Origin of the sequence: Bacillus sp. AFS098217, assembly GCF_002551815.1 — a bacterium.
Lineage (GTDB): Bacteria > Bacillota > Bacilli > Bacillales > Bacillaceae_G > Bacillus_A.
Genome location: NZ_NVPR01000022.1, coordinates 20526 through 38198, shown reverse-complemented (window position 1 = coordinate 38198; position 17673 = coordinate 20526). Strand labels below are relative to the sequence as shown.

The 17673-nt window shown below is 34.1% G+C and carries 20 protein-coding genes; 5 read left to right on the top strand and 15 right to left on the bottom strand.

Annotation, left to right across the window (positions count from 1 at the left end):
* From COO03_RS05995 to cbpA, 5 genes are all read right to left on the bottom strand, one after another.
* Positions 1–620 (bottom strand): RRXRR domain-containing protein (locus tag COO03_RS05995; protein WP_441296384.1); only part of this gene is annotated, 620 nt, incomplete at its 3' end.
* Between the two features lie 341 nt (positions 621–961).
* Positions 962–1477, bottom strand: coding sequence for a DUF1572 family protein (locus tag COO03_RS05990; protein WP_097895936.1), 516 nt, complete (start codon positions 1475–1477; stop codon positions 962–964).
* 16 nt (positions 1478–1493) lie between these two features.
* Positions 1494–1823 (bottom strand): chaperone CsaA, encoded by a 330-nt coding sequence (gene csaA / locus COO03_RS05985; RefSeq protein ID WP_097895935.1) that lies wholly within the window; start codon positions 1821–1823, stop codon positions 1494–1496.
* 66 nt (positions 1824–1889) lie between these two features.
* Positions 1890–3227, bottom strand: a complete 1338-nt coding sequence (gene brnQ4, locus COO03_RS05980) for a branched-chain amino acid transport system II carrier protein BrnQ4 (protein WP_097895941.1) — start codon at positions 3225–3227, stop codon at positions 1890–1892.
* 444 nt (positions 3228–3671) lie between these two features.
* The gene (gene cbpA, locus COO03_RS05975; protein WP_097895933.1) at positions 3672–4319 is read right to left on the bottom strand and encodes a cyclic di-AMP binding protein CbpA; all 648 of its coding nucleotides are present in this window, start codon (positions 4317–4319) and stop codon (positions 3672–3674) included.
* 341 nt (positions 4320–4660) lie between these two features.
* Between cbpA and COO03_RS05970 the strand changes: the two genes are divergently transcribed.
* The 3 genes from COO03_RS05970 (at position 4661) to COO03_RS05960 (ending at position 7794) form a co-directional block, all read left to right on the top strand.
* Complete coding sequence (locus COO03_RS05970; RefSeq protein WP_097895931.1) at positions 4661–5548, top strand: hypothetical protein; 888 nt, start codon at positions 4661–4663, stop codon at positions 5546–5548.
* Positions 5549–6002: 454 nt separating this feature from the next.
* Positions 6003–7310: a hemolysin family protein gene (locus COO03_RS05965; RefSeq protein WP_097895929.1), complete on the top strand. Its 1308-nt coding sequence runs from the start codon at positions 6003–6005 to the stop codon at positions 7308–7310.
* A 1-nt stretch (position 7311) separates the two neighbouring features.
* Entirely contained in the window at positions 7312–7794 is a 483-nt protein-coding gene (locus COO03_RS05960; RefSeq protein ID WP_097895928.1) for a DUF456 domain-containing protein, read from the top strand.
* 24 nt (positions 7795–7818) lie between these two features.
* Here the strand turns inward: COO03_RS05960 and COO03_RS05955 are convergent, their stop codons facing one another.
* Both COO03_RS05955 and COO03_RS05950 read right to left on the bottom strand, forming a co-directional pair.
* On the bottom strand, positions 7819–8439 hold the full coding sequence (locus COO03_RS05955; protein ID WP_097895926.1) for an NAD(P)-dependent oxidoreductase: 621 nt from the start codon (positions 8437–8439) through the stop codon (positions 7819–7821).
* 113 nt (positions 8440–8552) lie between these two features.
* Positions 8553–8732, bottom strand: coding sequence for a hypothetical protein (locus COO03_RS05950; protein ID WP_141523211.1), 180 nt, complete (start codon positions 8730–8732; stop codon positions 8553–8555).
* Positions 8733–8918: 186 nt separating this feature from the next.
* On the opposite strand from COO03_RS05950, the gene COO03_RS05945 reads away from it, so the two are divergent.
* Positions 8919–9704, top strand: coding sequence for an SDR family oxidoreductase (locus tag COO03_RS05945; protein ID WP_097895922.1), 786 nt, complete (start codon positions 8919–8921; stop codon positions 9702–9704).
* Between the two features lie 39 nt (positions 9705–9743).
* Here the strand turns inward: COO03_RS05945 and COO03_RS05940 are convergent, their stop codons facing one another.
* Together COO03_RS05940 and cls are read right to left on the bottom strand one after the other, a co-directional pair.
* The gene (locus tag COO03_RS05940) at positions 9744–10202 is read right to left on the bottom strand and encodes a spore coat protein (protein ID WP_097895920.1); all 459 of its coding nucleotides are present in this window, start codon (positions 10200–10202) and stop codon (positions 9744–9746) included.
* 30 nt (positions 10203–10232) lie between these two features.
* The gene (cls, locus tag COO03_RS05935) at positions 10233–11417 is read right to left on the bottom strand and encodes a cardiolipin synthase (RefSeq protein WP_097895918.1); all 1185 of its coding nucleotides are present in this window, start codon (positions 11415–11417) and stop codon (positions 10233–10235) included.
* Between the two features lie 160 nt (positions 11418–11577).
* Here cls and COO03_RS05930 point away from each other — a divergent pair, with 160 nt between their 5' ends.
* Positions 11578–11664: a YjcZ family sporulation protein gene (locus COO03_RS05930; protein ID WP_000505094.1), complete on the top strand. Its 87-nt coding sequence runs from the start codon at positions 11578–11580 to the stop codon at positions 11662–11664.
* A 112-nt stretch (positions 11665–11776) separates the two neighbouring features.
* Here COO03_RS05930 and COO03_RS05925 read toward each other — a convergent pair whose 3' ends face one another.
* From COO03_RS05925 to COO03_RS05900, 6 genes are all read right to left on the bottom strand, one after another.
* A complete protein-coding gene (locus COO03_RS05925) occupies positions 11777–12283 on the bottom strand; it encodes an acyl-CoA thioesterase (protein ID WP_097895939.1) in 507 nt (168 codons plus the stop codon).
* Between the two features lie 151 nt (positions 12284–12434).
* The gene (locus tag COO03_RS05920; protein WP_097895916.1) at positions 12435–13304 is read right to left on the bottom strand and encodes a TIGR03943 family putative permease subunit; all 870 of its coding nucleotides are present in this window, start codon (positions 13302–13304) and stop codon (positions 12435–12437) included.
* Positions 13305–13307: 3 nt separating this feature from the next.
* A complete protein-coding gene (locus COO03_RS05915) occupies positions 13308–14204 on the bottom strand; it encodes a permease (protein ID WP_097895914.1) in 897 nt (298 codons plus the stop codon).
* A gap of 201 nt (positions 14205–14405) precedes the next feature.
* Positions 14406–15347, bottom strand: coding sequence for a magnesium transporter CorA family protein (locus COO03_RS05910; RefSeq protein ID WP_097895913.1), 942 nt, complete (start codon positions 15345–15347; stop codon positions 14406–14408).
* Between the two features lie 184 nt (positions 15348–15531).
* Positions 15532–16911, bottom strand: a complete 1380-nt coding sequence (locus COO03_RS05905; RefSeq protein WP_097895910.1) for a putative polysaccharide biosynthesis protein — start codon at positions 16909–16911, stop codon at positions 15532–15534.
* A gap of 95 nt (positions 16912–17006) precedes the next feature.
* Positions 17007–17609, bottom strand: coding sequence for a DedA family protein (locus tag COO03_RS05900; RefSeq protein WP_097895937.1), 603 nt, complete (start codon positions 17607–17609; stop codon positions 17007–17009).
* Positions 17610–17673: the final 64 nt, after the last annotated feature.

Sequence of the window (17673 nt, the reverse complement as noted above, 5' to 3'; positions counted from 1 at the left end):
TTCTTGAAACTGTGTTTGATGTTCCCTTGATGAAGTTTTTGATGACATTCATCATGCACGGTTACAAGATTATCTGCCATATTCGAACCGCCATTGCATCGTTCAATGATATGATGCGTATGCAAAATACCACCTTTTTTCTTACAAATTTGACAGGTGTAGTTGTCTCTCGCAAATACGTAGTATCTCGTATTCCAAAAGCCAAAAGTATCTCCTTGTTGATATTCTGTTCCTTGTATATTGGGGTTTTTTAGCTTTTGTGCATCAAATTCCCCTACTTCAACAATCACTTTTGGAGATGGTAATAANNTTTTTCGGTTGAGAAAACGTACTTCTCGATATCTTGTTTTTCGTTGTCTTCTACCTCTGCGTAATGTAGCTCTTAGTATAAGATTTTCTTTGACGTCTTGACGCAGCTGGGTGGTTCCTTTTGCTAGCACTTTATCTGCAGTAGTAATCGCAATACCGATATGCTTTGCTCCGCTATCAACGCCAATTGTAACGGGTTGCACCGTTTCACCGGTGGCATATAGGAGTTGAATCGTAAATGGTGTGTACTTCACAATTTTTGCTTTTCCTTGTTTGAGAAGAAGCCGTGCCTTGCGATTACTGCAAGGCATGAGCGGTTCTCCTCTTACATTCTTGACAAATACACGCATGTTTTGTCCCTCCTAAGAGTTTGTTTCCCTTCGCCAATGTTTGTAGGTGTAGGCAACTTCTCATGCAAGAAGGCATGTGGTTGACCGTTCCTTCCCAATCAGAACTGTTACAGAGCCACCATAGAGCCAAGAACTAGGGAATCATTCTTGGGTATGCAACCTACGAACGGAGTCCACGAAAGACTGAGGCTAGACAACCAGAGCTTTTTACAAGCCCCCACTTCAAAACGTGTTAGCGTTTAAGCGGTGGGTAGTTGACCCCCTTCTCTATATCGGTTTATTTCTTATTATTATATTGAACGTCACTTTTGAAGATACTGATTGGACTGTCCCTTTGGAATACTTAAACACTCCCACTCTTTTTCTTTCAGTAATTTTCCGACATAAATAATTTGTCCGATATGTGATGCATAATGAGCAATCTGCCTTTCAATTGCTTGTATCACACTATGTTCCTCTCCGCGAATATGCACAATCCTTAACATGTCTTGCGTAGTTAAAGATTGCAGCGCTTGAAAAACATACTCCCAGCCTTCTTGCCATGCTACTAGCGCTTCTTCTTTTGAAGCATAACCACCTTCAAACTCATCATCGCGATTTCGATCTAGTTTTTCACCATCTGTTGTCAAAAAATCTGTCCATCTCGATCGCATATTACCATGTAAATGTTTGATAATAATTGCAATACTATTTGCTTCTTCATGAAGTGCCCAACATATTTGTTCATATGATAACTGTGAAAGTGTCCGTTCACCTTGCTTTTGAATCGCCTTAAAATTTGAAACAGCACATTCTAAATAAGCTTTTGCAACTTCCACCCCTGACCCCTCCTATTTAACTAATAGATGTTCCATTTGGGACTTCTATATCAGGCTGCAGTAAGATTACATCCTCCTGTTCTGGAACTCCACCTAACACAAGTACTTCTGATTTGAAACCCGCAACACGTTTGGGTGGAAAGTTCACGACAGCTACAATTTGTTTTCCAATTAGCCCTTCTGGTGTATACCTCTTCGTAATTTGAGCACTGGATTGCTTCATACCAAGTTCACCAAAGTCAATTTCTAGCTTAATTGCAGGTACACGCGCTTCTTTAAACTCTTCCGCTTTTTTTATCGTTCCAATACGTAAATCTAACTGTAAAAAGTCTTCAAAATTAGCCATTTTATTCTCCCTCCCAATTATCATTTAGACAAAACATACAAATTCCCTCTAAAAAAAGAAAGATGCCTAAGCACCTTTCTTTTGCAACTCACTTGATTCGTTTGGTCTATATAGGAAGTAACCGATAACCCCACCAATACATGATGGTAGTAACCAACCAATTCCTTCTTTGTATAAAGGAAGCATTTGCAGCACATTTGTTATTGCATCGAACTTAATATTTGCACTTTCTAAGCCGTTAAATATGCTAATTAACAAAGCACCTAGAATGGCACCCATATACACTGTATTACGTTGTCCAATCCATTTATGGAAATATGACAGTACAATTAGCACAATCGCAACAGGATAAATAATCATTAATACCGGTAAAGTTACTGCAATAAGCTGTGTTAATCCTAAATTTGATACGAATAAACTAAATACACATACCACGGTTACAATTGTTTTATGTGAAAATTTCGGAAACAGATTTGTAAAGAATCCTGCACATGCAGATGTTAGTCCCACTGAAGTTGTTAAACATGCAAGTGTAATAACAATCCCTAACAGTATTTTACCACTTGTTCCATATAACTCATTTACAACTTTCGTTAAAATAAGACCTCCATTATCCGAAACACCAAGTGAGGTACTTGTTGAACCAAGATAAGCAAGTGATAAATAAATTAACGTTAAGCCTAATACGGCTATAATTCCAGATACAATTGTTGTTTTCGCAATTTGTCCACTTTCTTTTATCCCTTTTGAACGAATAACTTGTACAACAACGATTCCAAATACAAGAGCACTAATAGCATCCATCGTTAAATATCCTTGAATAAATCCGCCAAAAAATGCATTATCTTTATACGCATCTAACGGCGCAGCCGGTACTCCAATTGGATCAATAATTGCTTTCCCAACAATTATAGCAACAATTAATACTAATAATGGAGTAAGAAACTTCCCAAACCAATCAATTAATTTAGATGGATTTAATGATAAGTACCAAGTAACACCAAAGAAAACTGCTGTGTAAAGAAACAGCATGTACCATTCTGACACCAACGCTTCTGATAGAAATGGCTTCATTCCCATTTCAAATGAAACTGCTCCTGTACGCGGAATTGCAAAGAATGGTCCAATTGCTAAATAACTAATAAGTGGAAAAACAAACGCAAATATAGGATGTACTCTAGAAGATAACGCTTTCAAGTCTCCCTCTACAAAAGCTACAGCGGTTACAGCTAATAGAGGAAGTCCGACTCCTGTCACAAGGAATCCAATTGTGGCAATCCAAACATTTTCACCTGCTTGTTGACCTAATACTGGTGGGAAAATTAAATTTCCTGCTCCTAAAAATAATGCAAATAACATTAAACCAATCGCTAGCGTATCTCCTGGCCTTAATCGTTCCTTCATCTCTTTATTTTGCATAGCATGTTCTTTATCATTTCTTTCTCTTTCACAATATGCTATGCTCCTCCTCTCTGCTCATAATGATAAAATATGCCCTCAAAAGACAATATTTTTCTCCATTTTCCTTTTTCTTACCCTGATAAATAAATTGTTTTTTCTGAATTTTAAAAGTATTGGAGTGTTATAACTTGGGGTTAATAGGTCAGACCTCTTTACTTTTGTCACACATATAGTAACACATTTAGTTGAAAAATAGAAACATATTTTTTATATGGAATTTTCCAAAAAATCAAATAGTATGTACGTATCTTTCATTTTATTCTTTTGCAAAAATATTTCTAAAGAATAATCCCACATCTTTATTCCGTTATTCTAAAATAATCTTATCCTTTCTTAACTGATATAATGAAAAAGCCATCTACATCAAAACGGATGGCTTTTTCGTGTCTACTCTATTATCTCTACTTCACGTGGATTATTCATTTCTTCCACATATACAACACGAAATCCGTGATCTTCTAAATCCTTTAATAAATTCTCTAGCTCTTCTGCCTTAAATTCTTCACCCAAAGTAAACATAATTCTACGTACTAATAACGCATTATTATCAAATGTCATTAAACTTTGGATACCACTATATTTTTTCAAAACTGTAGATAGTTTTTGAATCGCTCCATTATAATCTTGTGTTCCTACCATAACAGAATACTTGCTAGAATGAACACCCCATGCATCCTCTAATAGCTCAAATACCTTTTTATGAGTTAAGATGCCAAGAAATGTTCCTTTCTCATCAATAACAGACAAATATGGTAGCTTCTTAATTGTAAAGAACACCTTAAAGAAAGAAGAGTCTTCTCTCACATAGCCTTCTTTATCATTTAATAATTCTGATAAATCATCTTCTAATGAACCTTTATATTCTAAAATATCTACTTTATATACATTTCCTAAAAATTTCTCTTTCTTTTCATCTAAAACTGGAACGCAGCGATAACCAGTTTTATTCAAATGATCCAATGCTTCACCTATTGTAAATGAAATGGAGCAATATAAAACTTCTCTTTTTGGCACATAATTTCCCTTTATCCTCATAAAAAGCCTCCTTATGTTAAAATACTTTCTGTGCCATAACTATATTATATTTTAAGAAAAAAAGAAACATTTTATTTTACTTTTCTGAAAACTTTCCGTATTGTTGTCATAATTTATCCATGAATGATTCACTTTTAGGGATGGAGAAATTTCAGCTTATAACAACGTAAAGAGTGAAGTCCCCATTATATCTCAATACCTTCTTTAGGTTGAAAATGGAAAAATGATATGAGATTACAGCTTATACCAATATGTAAAGAAAAAGATATTGTAAGTTCTTCGAAAAAGCGCTAAAATAAGAATAAGAATTTTCTGAATATTCAAAGAGTAGGTGAGATTTTATGACTTCTTTATTCCGTTCTTACATATTTCGCTTTTTCATAGGATTTCTTATCGTTCTTATTATAAGTCCCATTCCCGCTTTATTATTAACTCATGAAAGTTCTTATTTGAAAGGCTTACTTGGGATTTTTTATAATTCTGTTCATTTTCCTTCTATATCGATTCCAATGATTGATTGGATGCATGAATCTATTCTTTTTTCACCCCAGCCAATTATGAACTCAAAGACCGCATTACATGCCTCAGGACATTCTACACCGTTGTTTCCTTACATGTGGGAAGTTTATTTTTTTTCAATTACTCGTTTCACACTCACGCTTGCAATTGGTTTTTTCATTAGCTTAGCCATTGGCCGCGTTTTTTTTAAAGCACCGAAATCTTTAAAGAAATATATTTTGTTATTACACTGGGTACCGTACTCATTTAGCACCGTTGTATTACAATGCTCAATCATACTATTTTCTCTCTACATAGCAAAATACATAACAGTTCCATTCTTTTCTTCCCTTATCATCATATTTAGCACATCAATGATTATCGTTATACAAGCAATAAAAAAATGGTTACCATTTTTAAGTAAAACAGAGGATCATGAAATACGAGATTCTTCCTTTCTTGTAAACACATTGTTTATAGCACTTGCTTCCAATCATAAATCTATTTTAAGCTCCATTATTCTTTCGTTCTGTTTTATGGAATGTATTTTTCATACAAATGGATTACTGCAATTTATAATTCAATTTGGAGGAAGTTCACCAACTGTTGTCACAATTGGTCTGTTACTTCTTTATATTCCATACATCGTTCTTTCTTTTTTCCAATCTCTTTGGAGAACAAACCATTCAAAACAACAAACATACGCTGTCACTAGAACGCTGTTAAAGTAAAATAAATGCTAATTTTTAGAGGACACTGAAAAAGTCCCTAAAAAAAGAAGATAACTGCCTACCATATATAAGGGGTTATCTTCTTTTTGATTTCTATATATTAGTAACAATTATGTTATTTACTCAAAATAAACAATTTTTCAGCAGCCATAATTTTTACTGTCGGTTTTTTCCAATAAACTTCTTTGCTTCCACTGAATTTTAAAATAGGCGTATTATCGCACAAATGACAGAATAAAAAATAAGCTTTAATCTTCCATTCTAAAAACTTAAAGTAAAGAGTTATTTCTTGTATATCAGGGCAAAATAACACAAAAAATTATAAACAATTAACAAAACATGCCAATATTTACTTATTTTCTTTGACTATTATTTTCATTTCGATTTATTATAAAAGTATAACATACTTGCAGGAGGTGACATCTTTATTCCCACTTCGGGGTAGAGAGCACACTTGGACATATTAAATATTTTTCTCATTTTTGTACTCATTCTCATTTCTGGCTTTTTCGTTGCATCCGAATTTGCGGTTGTAAAAGTACGGAAAAGTCGAATTGATCAGCTTGCAAATGAAGGAAATAAGCAAGCACTAGCTGCCAGAAGCGTTATTTCTAACTTAGATGTTTATTTATCGGCCTGTCAGCTCGGTATTACCATCACTTCTTTAGGACTTGGTTGGCTTGGTGAACCAACTGTAGAACACTTACTACGTCCATTATTTGAAAAAATAAATATTACCGGTACAATGGCTAACACATTATCTTTTATCATTGCATTTAGTGTCATTACCTTTTTCCATGTTGTATTAGGTGAGCTTGTTCCAAAATCTTTTGCGATTCAAAAAGCAGAAGCAATTACATTGAAATTTGCCAAGCCGCTCATCTGGTTTGATAAAATCATGTATCCTTTCATTTGGTCACTTAATAGTACAGCCGTATTCTTTACAAAACTATTCGGCTTAGAACCAACAAAGGAAAATGAGCTTGCTCACTCAGAAGAAGAATTACGACTTATTTTAGGGGAAAGCTTTAAAAGTGGCGAAATTAATCAGATTGAATATAAATATGTAAATAATATTTTCGAATTTGATGATCGTGTTGCCAAAGAAATTATGGTACCTCGTACAGAAATGGTTTGTTTATCTACTGAAAACACATTAGAAGAAAACATGGACATCGCAGCATCTGAAAAATATACACGGTATCCAATTATTGAAAAAGATAAAGATGATATTATCGGGATGATAAATACAAAAGAAATTTTTCACGATCAAACGAAAGGAATTCACAAGCCATTAAAAGCATACATTCATCCTGTCTTAACTGTCTTTGAAACCGTTCCAATTCGCAAAACTTTAATTCATCTTCAAAAGAATCGTGTCCAAATGGCAATTGTAATGGACGAATATGGTGGAACTGCTGGATTATTAACAATGGAAGATATTATTGAAGAAATTATTGGAGAAATTCAAGATGAATTTGACGCTGATGAATCACCAATGATTGAAAAACGAACACCTAAGCTCACCGTACTAGATGGAAAAGTGCTTATCTCTGAAGTAAATGATATGTTCGGCTTACATATTGATGATAGCGATTTAGATACAATTGGTGGTTGGCTTCTTTCTCAAGCAATTGATTTAAATATTGAACCTGGATATTCAATTGAATACGCAGGTTTTCAATTTAAAGCATTGGAGCTTGATGGCCATCAAATTAAAAAAATTGCTGTACATAAACTAGATAGTATAAAGGAGCTATAAGGTGACTGTTTTATTAACACTTTGTATCATTTCTTGTTTTATCGTATCATTTATCGCGTTTATTTATCCGATTATCCCTGGCATTCTTGCTCTATGGGCAGGATATTTGATTTATCATTTTGGTATAAACGCTGAAGAATTAACAACTTCTTTTTGGATCATTCAAATCATTTTTACGATTATTATTTTCATTGCTGACTTCATTGCAAATGGATATTTCTTAAAAAAATATGGAAGTACAAAATGGGGCGAACGTGTTGGGATGATCTCCATTATTGTCGGCTCCTTTTTCTTCCCGCCATTTGGTCTCATTATCATCCCATTTTTGTCTGTCTTTATAACAGAAATAATGCATAAAAAGACACCAAAAGAAGCCTTTATGGTCGGAATTGCGACAGTTGTTGGATTTTTAAGCAGTACAGTAGCAAAAGCCATTTTACAAATCATTATGATTATCATCTTTATTTGTTATATCATTTTTTAACCATCCCTTTTCAGGGATGGTTTTTTAATATGCAATGCCTGCACGGCTATTTTTATACGTTTTTTCATTCAATAAAGACCACATAAAATGAGCAGTATCCCCAACTGTAATCTTTGATCCATCTACCGGTAACATATCCTGTTCCGTTCGATATATCCCCGTCCCTTCTCCATCAAGCAAATGTGTCGGACAAACAATCGTCCAGCATAGTCTACTATTTTTAAGCAGCATATACGCGGCTAAATGATCTTCAGCAGCCTTTGTCGATCTTCTTTTCGACTCTTCTGATTGAAATCGATATACATTCGGATTTATTCGAGCCTGTAAAATACCTGCTGTTCCAATTGTAAATATTCTCTCAATCCCCTCCTCTTCCATATGTTTAATAATGTTTGGCATGCTTTTTGACAATGTTCCATTCCCGTCAGTTCCAAGAGCACTTATAACAATATTAGCGCTCTTCAATGCCTTTCTTATATCATCTTCATGTAATACATTCCCTTCTACTATTTGTAGATTTTCATGGGATATCTCAAGCTTATTTGAATCACGAACTAATACTGTAACATGATATGAAGCTTGTAATGCTAGCTTCATTAATCGCGATCCAACTCTACCCGTTGCTCCAAATATACATACTCTCATCTGTGTCCTCCTTACTATTTCTTTTCTTCTATTGTTTCGTACAAACAGAAAATATACAACTAAAAAGCTTCCTCATTGATTGAGGAAGCTCTGCTATATACTATAAAACAAACTTATTTCTTTTCTTTTGAATCTGAAGAAGTACTATCCTTGCTCGTTTCCTGATCTTTCTTTTCGTCTTGCTGCGTTGTTGAGTCCTCATCCTTCTTTTTACCTTCATCTTTACTGCACCCTACCATAAATAAAGAGCTCGCAAGTGCCATAGCAGTTAATGACTTAACCCATTTATTCATTTGCTTATCCTCCTTTTGATAGAATATGTACAATCTCATATTACTTCTCATTTTTAAAGAGAATATTAGAAAACAGTAAACATACCGTAAATATTTGTAAAATTTCTGATAACAAAATCGTATATTTTTCTTTTGAAACATTTTCATCTATAATAAAAGGAATATAAAAAAGAAAGGTTGATACATATGGAACTTGGATTATCAGGAAAAACAGCCCTTATTGTTGCTTCTAGTCAAGGTTTAGGAAAAGCAATCGCTACAGAGCTTGTAAAAGAAGGAACAAATGTTATGCTACTGAGCCGTAATAAGGAAAAACTAATGTCCTTACAAAAAGAGCTGACTGCTCTAAGCAAAGGAAATGTTATGTATACAGTTTGCGATGTTACAGACAAAGAAAATATCAAACAAGCGGTAGAATATACTGTACAAACTTTTGGAACAATTAACATTTTAGTTAACAATGCTGGCGGTCCTAAACCAGGTACATTTGAACAACTAACAGATGAAGATTGGTATCATTCATTTGAGCTCAATTTATTAAGTTATGTCCGTATGATTCGTGAAGTACTTCCATATATGAAAGAACAAGGTGGTAAAATTATCAATATCGCTTCATCTTCTATTAAAGAGCCTATTCCCGGATTATTATTATCAAATACATTCCGCGTCGGCATTACAGGCTTAGCAAAAACATTAGCATCTGAACTTGCTCCATACAACATTTTAATTAATACCATTGCACCAGGACGTATCGCTACAGATCGCATTGCTTCTTTAGATGAAACAGCTGCTGAAAAGCGTGGAATTACAGTAGAAGATGTTCAAAAACAATATGAAGCCATTATCCCTCTCGGAAGATATGGCCGCCCTAGCGAATTCGCAGCATTTGCTACATTCCTTGCATCTGATGCAAATACATATATGACTGGCCAATCTTTCCTTGTGGATGGCGGAATGGTGAAAAGTTTATAATTTTTATAGAAAGAAGACGGCATAGTAGCCGTCTTTTTTCTATGCAAATTTTTCATTTATATATATATCTTCAATTTTATATTCTTTCTTCACTACATATTGCCACACACTATATGCATAACGATTCATTTTCACAAAACAGCTTTCTAAAAAAGATCGAAATTCTGGATTAGCAACTTCTACAGCAACTTGAGCAAAATTTAGTGCTAGTCTTTTCAAATGCGAAATATAAGAAATAGCAATTCCTATATCCCCTATGTGGATGCTTTTCATCTCTACATCATCTTGTATAAAGGGAGACTTTAGCTGTTCACAAATCATATGCTGTAAATTTTCTCCTTCTTGAAAATTTACTTGCTCATTATATGCTTGTAGCATATAAGGTAGATGTTGCTGTAATATATCCTTTAGCTCTTCATCGTGAATCCTATTCATATACTCTCCAATTTTATATATAAGCGTATAAGTAAAGCTCATTAACTCTTCCATACAATTCATAAGACTACCTCCTTTCTTCTTTACTATATGTTATAAATATGGTGCTAGAACATTTGCTATTCTTGCTAGAAACCAATCCCAGCTATTGATTTCTTCAAAATCTCTATCAGAAAAACGTTTAGATTTATAAAAATCTTCTTGTAGTCGTCCCCATACTTGAGCAACAACTGCTTTATCATATATAAAACAATTCGACTCTGTATTGATATAAAAACTCCGATTATCAAAATTAGCTGTTCCTACATCAACACTTGTATCATCGATGATTGTCACTTTCCCATGAAAAAATCCATTCCGGTACTGATAGATTTCCGCACCAGCATCCAACATGTTTTTCAAATGGGGATAAGCAGCTTGTTTTAGTAATATGGCATCACTTTTAAAGGGAACAAGAATCTTCACTCTCACCCCACGCCCTAACGCTTCTTGTAACCCGTTCATCATTTCCTTACTTGGTACAAAATACGGTGTTGCAATAATCAATGATTTCTTAGCCTTCTTTAATAATACACTGTATTCTTGCCATAACCCTTTTCCATTTGAAAACACATATTGATATTTTGCCTCCCCCTCTATAGCTGGACCTTCGTACAAAGGAAGCTTTTCACCAGTATCTGCTTGCCAATCTTCTGCAAATTGTCGTTCCATATCAATTGCTCCATCTCCTTCAATACGCATCTGATAATCACGCCATTCCCCAAATGTAGGATCTTGGCCGAGATACTCCTTTCCTATATTAAAACCACCAATGTACGATACTTTTCCATCTATCGCTACAATACGCCGATGATTGCGTTGCTGCAGGGAATAAAAAAGATTTTTAAACTTAGGCTTTTTACTAAAAGTAAACTTAACACCCTTTCCTTTTAAATGTTCGATCACTTTTTTCTTAACTTTATAGCCACCAATTCGGTCTACTGATAACTTCACATCTACACCGCTTGAGGCCTTCCTCTCTAATAATTGTAAGAATTTATGACTTACTTCATCTTTACCTACGATGTAAAAATGAATATACACGTACTTTTCTGCACGATTTATATCATCAAATAATTTTTGATACAAATCCTCTCCATCGACAAATAATTTGAAATTACCATAACGAATTTTTGATATTTCATACCCACCAGCCATTTTTTTCCCCATTTCTACATCGATGTTCATCCATATGAATACACCTATGAGACATATCATAAAACCTATAAAGTGTTTCATGGATAATATCCTTTCTTTATACGCTGTTATTCCTATATCTTTCCTTTTTTTCACGTTAACATACAAGAAAAATCCATACCTTCATGATATATGTCCCTGTCAAACAAATATGGATTTGCATATTGTATGTTGTATCTTAAAATAAAAGGAGGAAATAACTATGGGCTTCGCACATGGCAATGGATTTGCTTTACTTGTCGTATTATTTATCCTCTTAATTATCGTAGGTGCTGCTTGCTTTTGCTAGTTAGCTATCCCAATACGATATGCGCATAAAAAACTATAAAAGCGGACACCTATTTTTAGGTGTCCGCTTTTCATTTCAATTTTCCATGCACTATTCTCAAATGCAATTCCACTTATAAAGTTAACAAAGTTGCTATTTTCTTACTTTCTGCTTTTCGAATATGACGTTGTTGTGCACGCAAAACAGCAATCTCATGCAATTTTTTTTCTCCTTCTGTTTCTGGAATAACACGCGGAACTGGAACTGGATTATTTTCCTTCCCAAGTGCAACAAATGTAACAAACGATGTTGCTGCGATACGTTTATTACCTGATATTAGATCTTCTGCTACTACTTTCACAAATACTTCCATTGAAGTTCGTCCTGTCCAAATAACAAACGATTCATAGCTCACACAATCTGTAGAACGAACTGGATGTAAGAAATCTACCCAGTCCATCGATGCAGTTACACATTCCATTCTTGAATGCCTAGTTGCTGAGATAGATGCGATCATATCCATTTCAGCTAATATTTTCCCCCCAAATAATGTGTTATGATCGTTCAAATCTGTCGGAAAGACACGACTTGTTTTAAACACCCTTGATTCATTTACTGTTTTCCCCTTTGCTTCTGCCATTTCTGCCACCTCTTTAATCATTCAGTTACTTTAACATATTGTAATCCTTTTATTTCCCCTAATACGATAAATAATACACTAGGTGAACTACATATTATATACTAACAATATTTATAACTTCTCGTCTAGAAAAAAGAACCGATTTTATGAATCAATCGGCTCCTCTAAATACATATTGTTCTTTCGGCTGTTCAACTTTATTCCATTTTGTTACTTCTAAAACAGGAATATTTGCATGGAATGGTTGATAAAATTCAGTTGAAATTGTTCCTTCTACTTGAATCCAATCATCATTCTTCCACTCTACTCCCTCTGGTTTTTTCACTAACATACCATATACACCTGAATCGGCTACGCAATGAATAATACCAAATCGAAATAAGAAATATTGTTCTTTCTTTGAAGAATCATCGCGGAAAACAAATCCTTTAAACGAAAGTGTCTTACCTGTAAACTCACCAGGATAATTATAAATTGTCTCCATACCTTTTAAGAAATCTTCATCCTTCAAGGCAATATTATCTTTTGTGACGTATTCTTTTTTCCCTTTTTCCATTACACCACGATAGCCTTCTTTCCCGTAATAAATACTCGTATCGGGTCTTAAAAACTGCCTTGTCATAAATGGATCTGTACTTCCTGCCTGCGCAACAGGAAAATGAAAACCTTTTGTTTTAACAATATCCGAATCTAATGTTGCAATTGGAAAGAATAGTCCTGAAATAATAGGGAAACAAAATAATGTATACGCAAAAGTCCGTTTCCACCATGTATTTTCATCTTTTGAATGATCATGCCCACAATGATTGTGGTTACAACTGCAATCATGCTGCTCTTTTTCCTTTTTATGCTCTTTTTGGAAAACAACAATGATTTGAATAAGTGTTAAAAACCCTAAAATAATTGCAGCTGTTTTTGATAAATATGCGTACTTCATATTTATATACTTTGTTATATTACCTGAAATATGAAGCTGCGTAATTAAGATTGTAAACCCGAGTAAAATATATGCCCGAAACATAACCTACCACCCCATCGCATAAATGAGTAGTGAGCTTGCATAAACTACAAGTGTAACTGTAGCTATCACAACAATTACAAATTTTGTTTTAAATGTCGCAAGCATCATAAACATATTTTTAATATCCACCATCGGTCCATAGACGAGGAACGCGACAATTGATGCTGTTGAAAATGTACTTTGGAACGAAGATGCAATAAAAGCATCCGCTTCTGAACATAATGATAAAATATACGCAAGTCCCATCATAACGGCTGATGAAGAGAACGGTCCTTGTCCTATAGAAAGTAGTGTTGAAGTTTGTACAAATGTTTGAACTGCAGCAGCAATTAATGCCCCTATTACTAAGTATTTCCCCATTGAGAAAAACTCTTCAACAGCATGTGTACATACGTCCCACATCTTTTTACGCAAAGAACGCTTATGATCCACCTCTGGGAAATGTTCATCACGTAGTTGATGATCTTTAAACATAAATGATAATATAAGTCCAACGATAATAGCTACAACAATGGCTACAATGGAACGATACCACACCATATGCATACTACTTCCGAATGCAACGTACGTTGCAAATAATACAACCGGGTTAATAATTGGCCCCGTTAACATAAATGCAATTCCAGCGTATGGCGGAACACCTTTTCCAATTAGCCGTCTTACAATTGGAACGATGCCACATTCACACCCTGGAAACATCATGCCAAGAAAAGTGGCTAATAACACAGACAGAAATCGATTTTTCGGCATCCATTTTGCCACCATATCTTCTGTCACAAACATTTGAATGAATCCTGAAATAAATACACCAATTAGCACAAATGGCAGTGCTTCAATTAAAATTGAGATAAAGATTGTATTCATTTGCAGGAATGCTTTCGGTAACTGAAACAATTCCATGATGTATTTCCTCCATTTTTTCATTAACAATATGTAATTTTAACCTCAATTTATTATTTGAACAAGCCCTTTTCAAATCTGTAAATCATGGCAAAAAAGTTTTTCATCCATACACATATCGTATATAAGAAACGTTTTCTTACGACAAAAAAGCTGCTCTAGCGCAGTTTGATAGCTATGCTAGAGCAGCTTTCATATGATTTAAAAATAACGTTTCTTCCAAAAAATAAAGGCCATTACGCAAGATAATATTGCGGATATAATCATAGCCATTAAAAAACCATGCGGATTTTCACTTAAAGGAACTGGAACATTCATTCCAAAAAAACTAGAAACCATTGTTGGCACTGATAATATGATTGTCATCGAAGTTAAAAACTTCATAACACTGTTTAAATTATTAGAAATAACCGAACTAAACGTATTCATCATACCACTTAAAATATTACTATATATTTCAGCCATTTCAATGGCCTGTTTATTTTCAATTAATACATCTTCTAGCAAATCTTGATCATCTTCATACATTTTAATAAACGTATTATTGCGCATTAACTTTTGAATCACAATTTTGTTTGCCTTTAAAGATGTCGTAAAGTATACCAAGCTTTTTTCAAGTCCTAGTAATGTAAAAATTTCTTTATTTTTCATCGACTGATTTAATTGATGCTCCAAGTCGATTGTTTTTCGATTAATTTGTTTTAAGTATCTTAAATAATATGTAGAAATTGTATATAAGAGCTGAAGCGCAAATCGCGTCTTTTTAAACGTATAAAATTCTTTAATACGTTGGTTAATAAAACGCTCAAAAATCGGATTTTCTTCCAAACAAATGGTTACAAAACATTCCGGCATTATAATCATACCAATCGGAATTGTATCATATATTGAATTTCCCTCTTCATCATGCCTTACTGTAGGAATATCGACGATAATCAATGCATTATCATCTTCTTTTTCAATACGAGAACGTTCTTCATCATCCAAAGGGTCCTTAATGAAGTCCAATTCTACATTTAATGTTTGTACTAGGAATTGAATTTCCTCTTCTGTTGGATGGAGTACATTAATCCAACAACCTTTTTGAATCTCCTCAATTTCTTGTAGTTTTCCGTTTCGGTCTGTTAAATAAATATTTAACATACTATCACCCCGATTCTTTTTACATGTGGGAATCTACCTCACTTAAACAACAGTTTTTGAACCGCCATTTTCAGCATATGAAACAAACGTTCAAATTTCAATAGAAAAATTATTTTGAAAACGCTTTTTTTATAAAATCTTTCAAAATAGAAAAAGACAGAGTTTGCTCTGCCTTTTGAAAAGCTTATGTTGCCTTTATAACATATTTAGAAAGCATCCACAAGTTAAATGAGACTGAAATCGTGTAACCAGCATATGTTGCGATAATAAAACTAGTGTAGTCTAAGTATGGTAATAATGTAATATTTAATACAACTTTTATGATGATACCTATCATTAAACCGATAATCGTTTTTTGTTGTTGATTGATTCCTTGCAACATTGCCGCTGTCACTGTAAATAATGAAAATAATATACATGCAGGTGCATAGTACTGTAAAATAACACTTCCCATATTTGGATCATTCCCTGCACCAAATAAAAGAGTATATACCGGTTTCGCTAATACCATCATTCCAATTGCTGCTGGAATGGTAATTCCAACTACTAGCAAATTTGTTTTCGTAAAGTGCTTATATAATAACTGTTCATTTCCTGCTGTATATGCTTTTGTCATCTCTGGAACAAGGGACATACTAAAAGCTGTTGCTACGGAAACCGGAATAAGTACAACCATTTGCACAAGACCGATTATGGCATTTATTTTCTCTGCCTCTCCTTGTACATACCCTACCTGTATTAATAATTTATTGATTGTAAATGTATCAATTGTTTGATAAAGCGGGATTGCTAAACTAACTACAACAAAAGGAATAGAATATGTAAATAACTCTTTATATAATAAGAAAAAAGATTTCGTTGTCTGCGGAATACTTGTAATTTCTTTTTGTTTCAAGTACTTCCGTCTTCTCATATAATATCCACTCAGAACAATTAATCCGGCTACCGCCCCCATAAACGCTCCAAACGTTGAAACTCCAACTGCTAAAGAAACTGAAGCTTTCAAAACATATAAAATAACAAAACTTCCTATTAAAATTGTCAAGACACGAAAAAACTGTTCGATAACGACACTTACTGCCGAAGGTCCCATAGATTGAAATCCCTGAAAAAAACCACGTAACAAACTCATTACAGGTACAATTAATAGAGCGAAACTTACAATTTGAATATTGTAAGTTACAGCAGTCATACTATTGCCAGTTTGATCATTTCCATCAATCACAATCTTCGCAAGGTATGGTGCCATCAAATATAATGCTAGAAATGAGACAATCCCCATAAGAACCATAAAGACTACTCCACTTTTGAGTACCCTTTTTACCGTATGATAGTCATTTAGCTGGTCATATTTTGAAACCATTTTTGAAACAGCAAGTGGCAATCCCATTGTTGCAATGCTTAACATAATTGTATAAGGGCGATATGCATAAGTGTATAATACATATCCACTCGTCCCTACCATTGCTGTAAACGGAATCACATATATAAATCCTAGCATTTTAGATATCATCGTTGCCATCGTTAAAAATAATGTTCCACGTAAAAACGGTGACCCTTTCATTTCATTCCCCCGCTACGCTTTATTACTACACATTATGGACAACTTCTTTCTTTTAGAACTAAAATGCAGAAAAAAAGCCAATGAAACCATTGGCTTTAATGAACTGTTTTTCTCTTTTTCAAAATCTTTAAACCGAAGTAAATAACAATAAAGAGCACTGCTCCAATAATTATGTAATGCGTATAATCAGCCGCATATTCTTTAATATGACGCCATTTCCCACCAAGCTTTTCTCCTAAATAAATAAAAAGAATAGACCATGGAATAATTGCAACCACTGTATAAAGTGTAAAGCGTTTTAAAGACATCTTGGCTAACCCTGCTGGAATTGAAATCGCATGGCGCACAACTGGTATAAAACGAGCAGAAAATATAACCCCTGCACCATATCGATTAAACCAACCTTCAGCTATATCTAAATGATGCTTATTAATTAACAAGTATTTCCCATACTTTTCAACTACTGGACGCCCGCCATAATATCCTAACCAATATAAAAAGATTTGCGCTAGTGTACCACCAATTGTACCTGCAATAACCGCTCCCACAAAACTTATTTGATCTTGTGCAACTAAAAAGCCGGCATAAGAAAGGACAATCTCACTTGGAATGATTTCAATCATTAACCCTAGGGCAACACCAAAGTATCCTAGACTGGCGAAAAATTGTAATAACTGATCTATTAAATTCGCTAACATTTGCTTTCCTATCTCTCCTTTTCTATTCACATACTCTCCTATTATCCCACAAAGGCTTGTTCAT

Excerpts from the sequence above, each read along its gene's own strand:
- COO03_RS05950 (WP_141523211.1), bottom strand. The coding sequence starts at position 8,732 with ATGAATAAATGGGTTAAGTCATTAACTGCTATGGCACTTGCGAGCTCT.
- COO03_RS05970 (WP_097895931.1), top strand. The coding sequence starts at position 4,661 with ATGACTTCTTTATTCCGTTCTTACATATTTCGCTTTTTCATAGGATTT.
- COO03_RS05900 (WP_097895937.1), bottom strand. The coding sequence starts at position 17,609 with ATGTTAGCGAATTTAATAGATCAGTTATTACAATTTTTCGCCAGTCTA.
- brnQ4 (WP_097895941.1), bottom strand. The coding sequence starts at position 3,227 with ATGAAGGAACGATTAAGGCCAGGAGATACGCTAGCGATTGGTTTAATG.
- COO03_RS05910 (WP_097895913.1), bottom strand. The coding sequence starts at position 15,347 with ATGTTAAATATTTATTTAACAGACCGAAACGGAAAACTACAAGAAATT.
- COO03_RS05940 (WP_097895920.1), bottom strand. The coding sequence starts at position 10,202 with ATGAATTGTATGGAAGAGTTAATGAGCTTTACTTATACGCTTATATAT.
- COO03_RS05945 (WP_097895922.1), top strand. The coding sequence starts at position 8,919 with ATGGAACTTGGATTATCAGGAAAAACAGCCCTTATTGTTGCTTCTAGT.
- csaA (WP_097895935.1), bottom strand. The coding sequence starts at position 1,823 with ATGGCTAATTTTGAAGACTTTTTACAGTTAGATTTACGTATTGGAACG.
- COO03_RS05955 (WP_097895926.1), bottom strand. The coding sequence starts at position 8,439 with ATGAGAGTATGTATATTTGGAGCAACGGGTAGAGTTGGATCGCGATTA.
- COO03_RS05930 (WP_000505094.1), top strand. The coding sequence starts at position 11,578 with ATGGGCTTCGCACATGGCAATGGATTTGCTTTACTTGTCGTATTATTT.
- COO03_RS05920 (WP_097895916.1), bottom strand. The coding sequence starts at position 13,304 with ATGTTTCGGGCATATATTTTACTCGGGTTTACAATCTTAATTACGCAG.
- COO03_RS05915 (WP_097895914.1), bottom strand. The coding sequence starts at position 14,204 with ATGGAATTGTTTCAGTTACCGAAAGCATTCCTGCAAATGAATACAATC.
- COO03_RS05925 (WP_097895939.1), bottom strand. The coding sequence starts at position 12,283 with ATGGCAGAAGCAAAGGGGAAAACAGTAAATGAATCAAGGGTGTTTAAA.
- cbpA (WP_097895933.1), bottom strand. The coding sequence starts at position 4,319 with ATGAGGATAAAGGGAAATTATGTGCCAAAAAGAGAAGTTTTATATTGC.
- cls (WP_097895918.1), bottom strand. The coding sequence starts at position 11,417 with ATGAAACACTTTATAGGTTTTATGATATGTCTCATAGGTGTATTCATA.
- COO03_RS05905 (WP_097895910.1), bottom strand. The coding sequence starts at position 16,911 with ATGAAAGGGTCACCGTTTTTACGTGGAACATTATTTTTAACGATGGCA.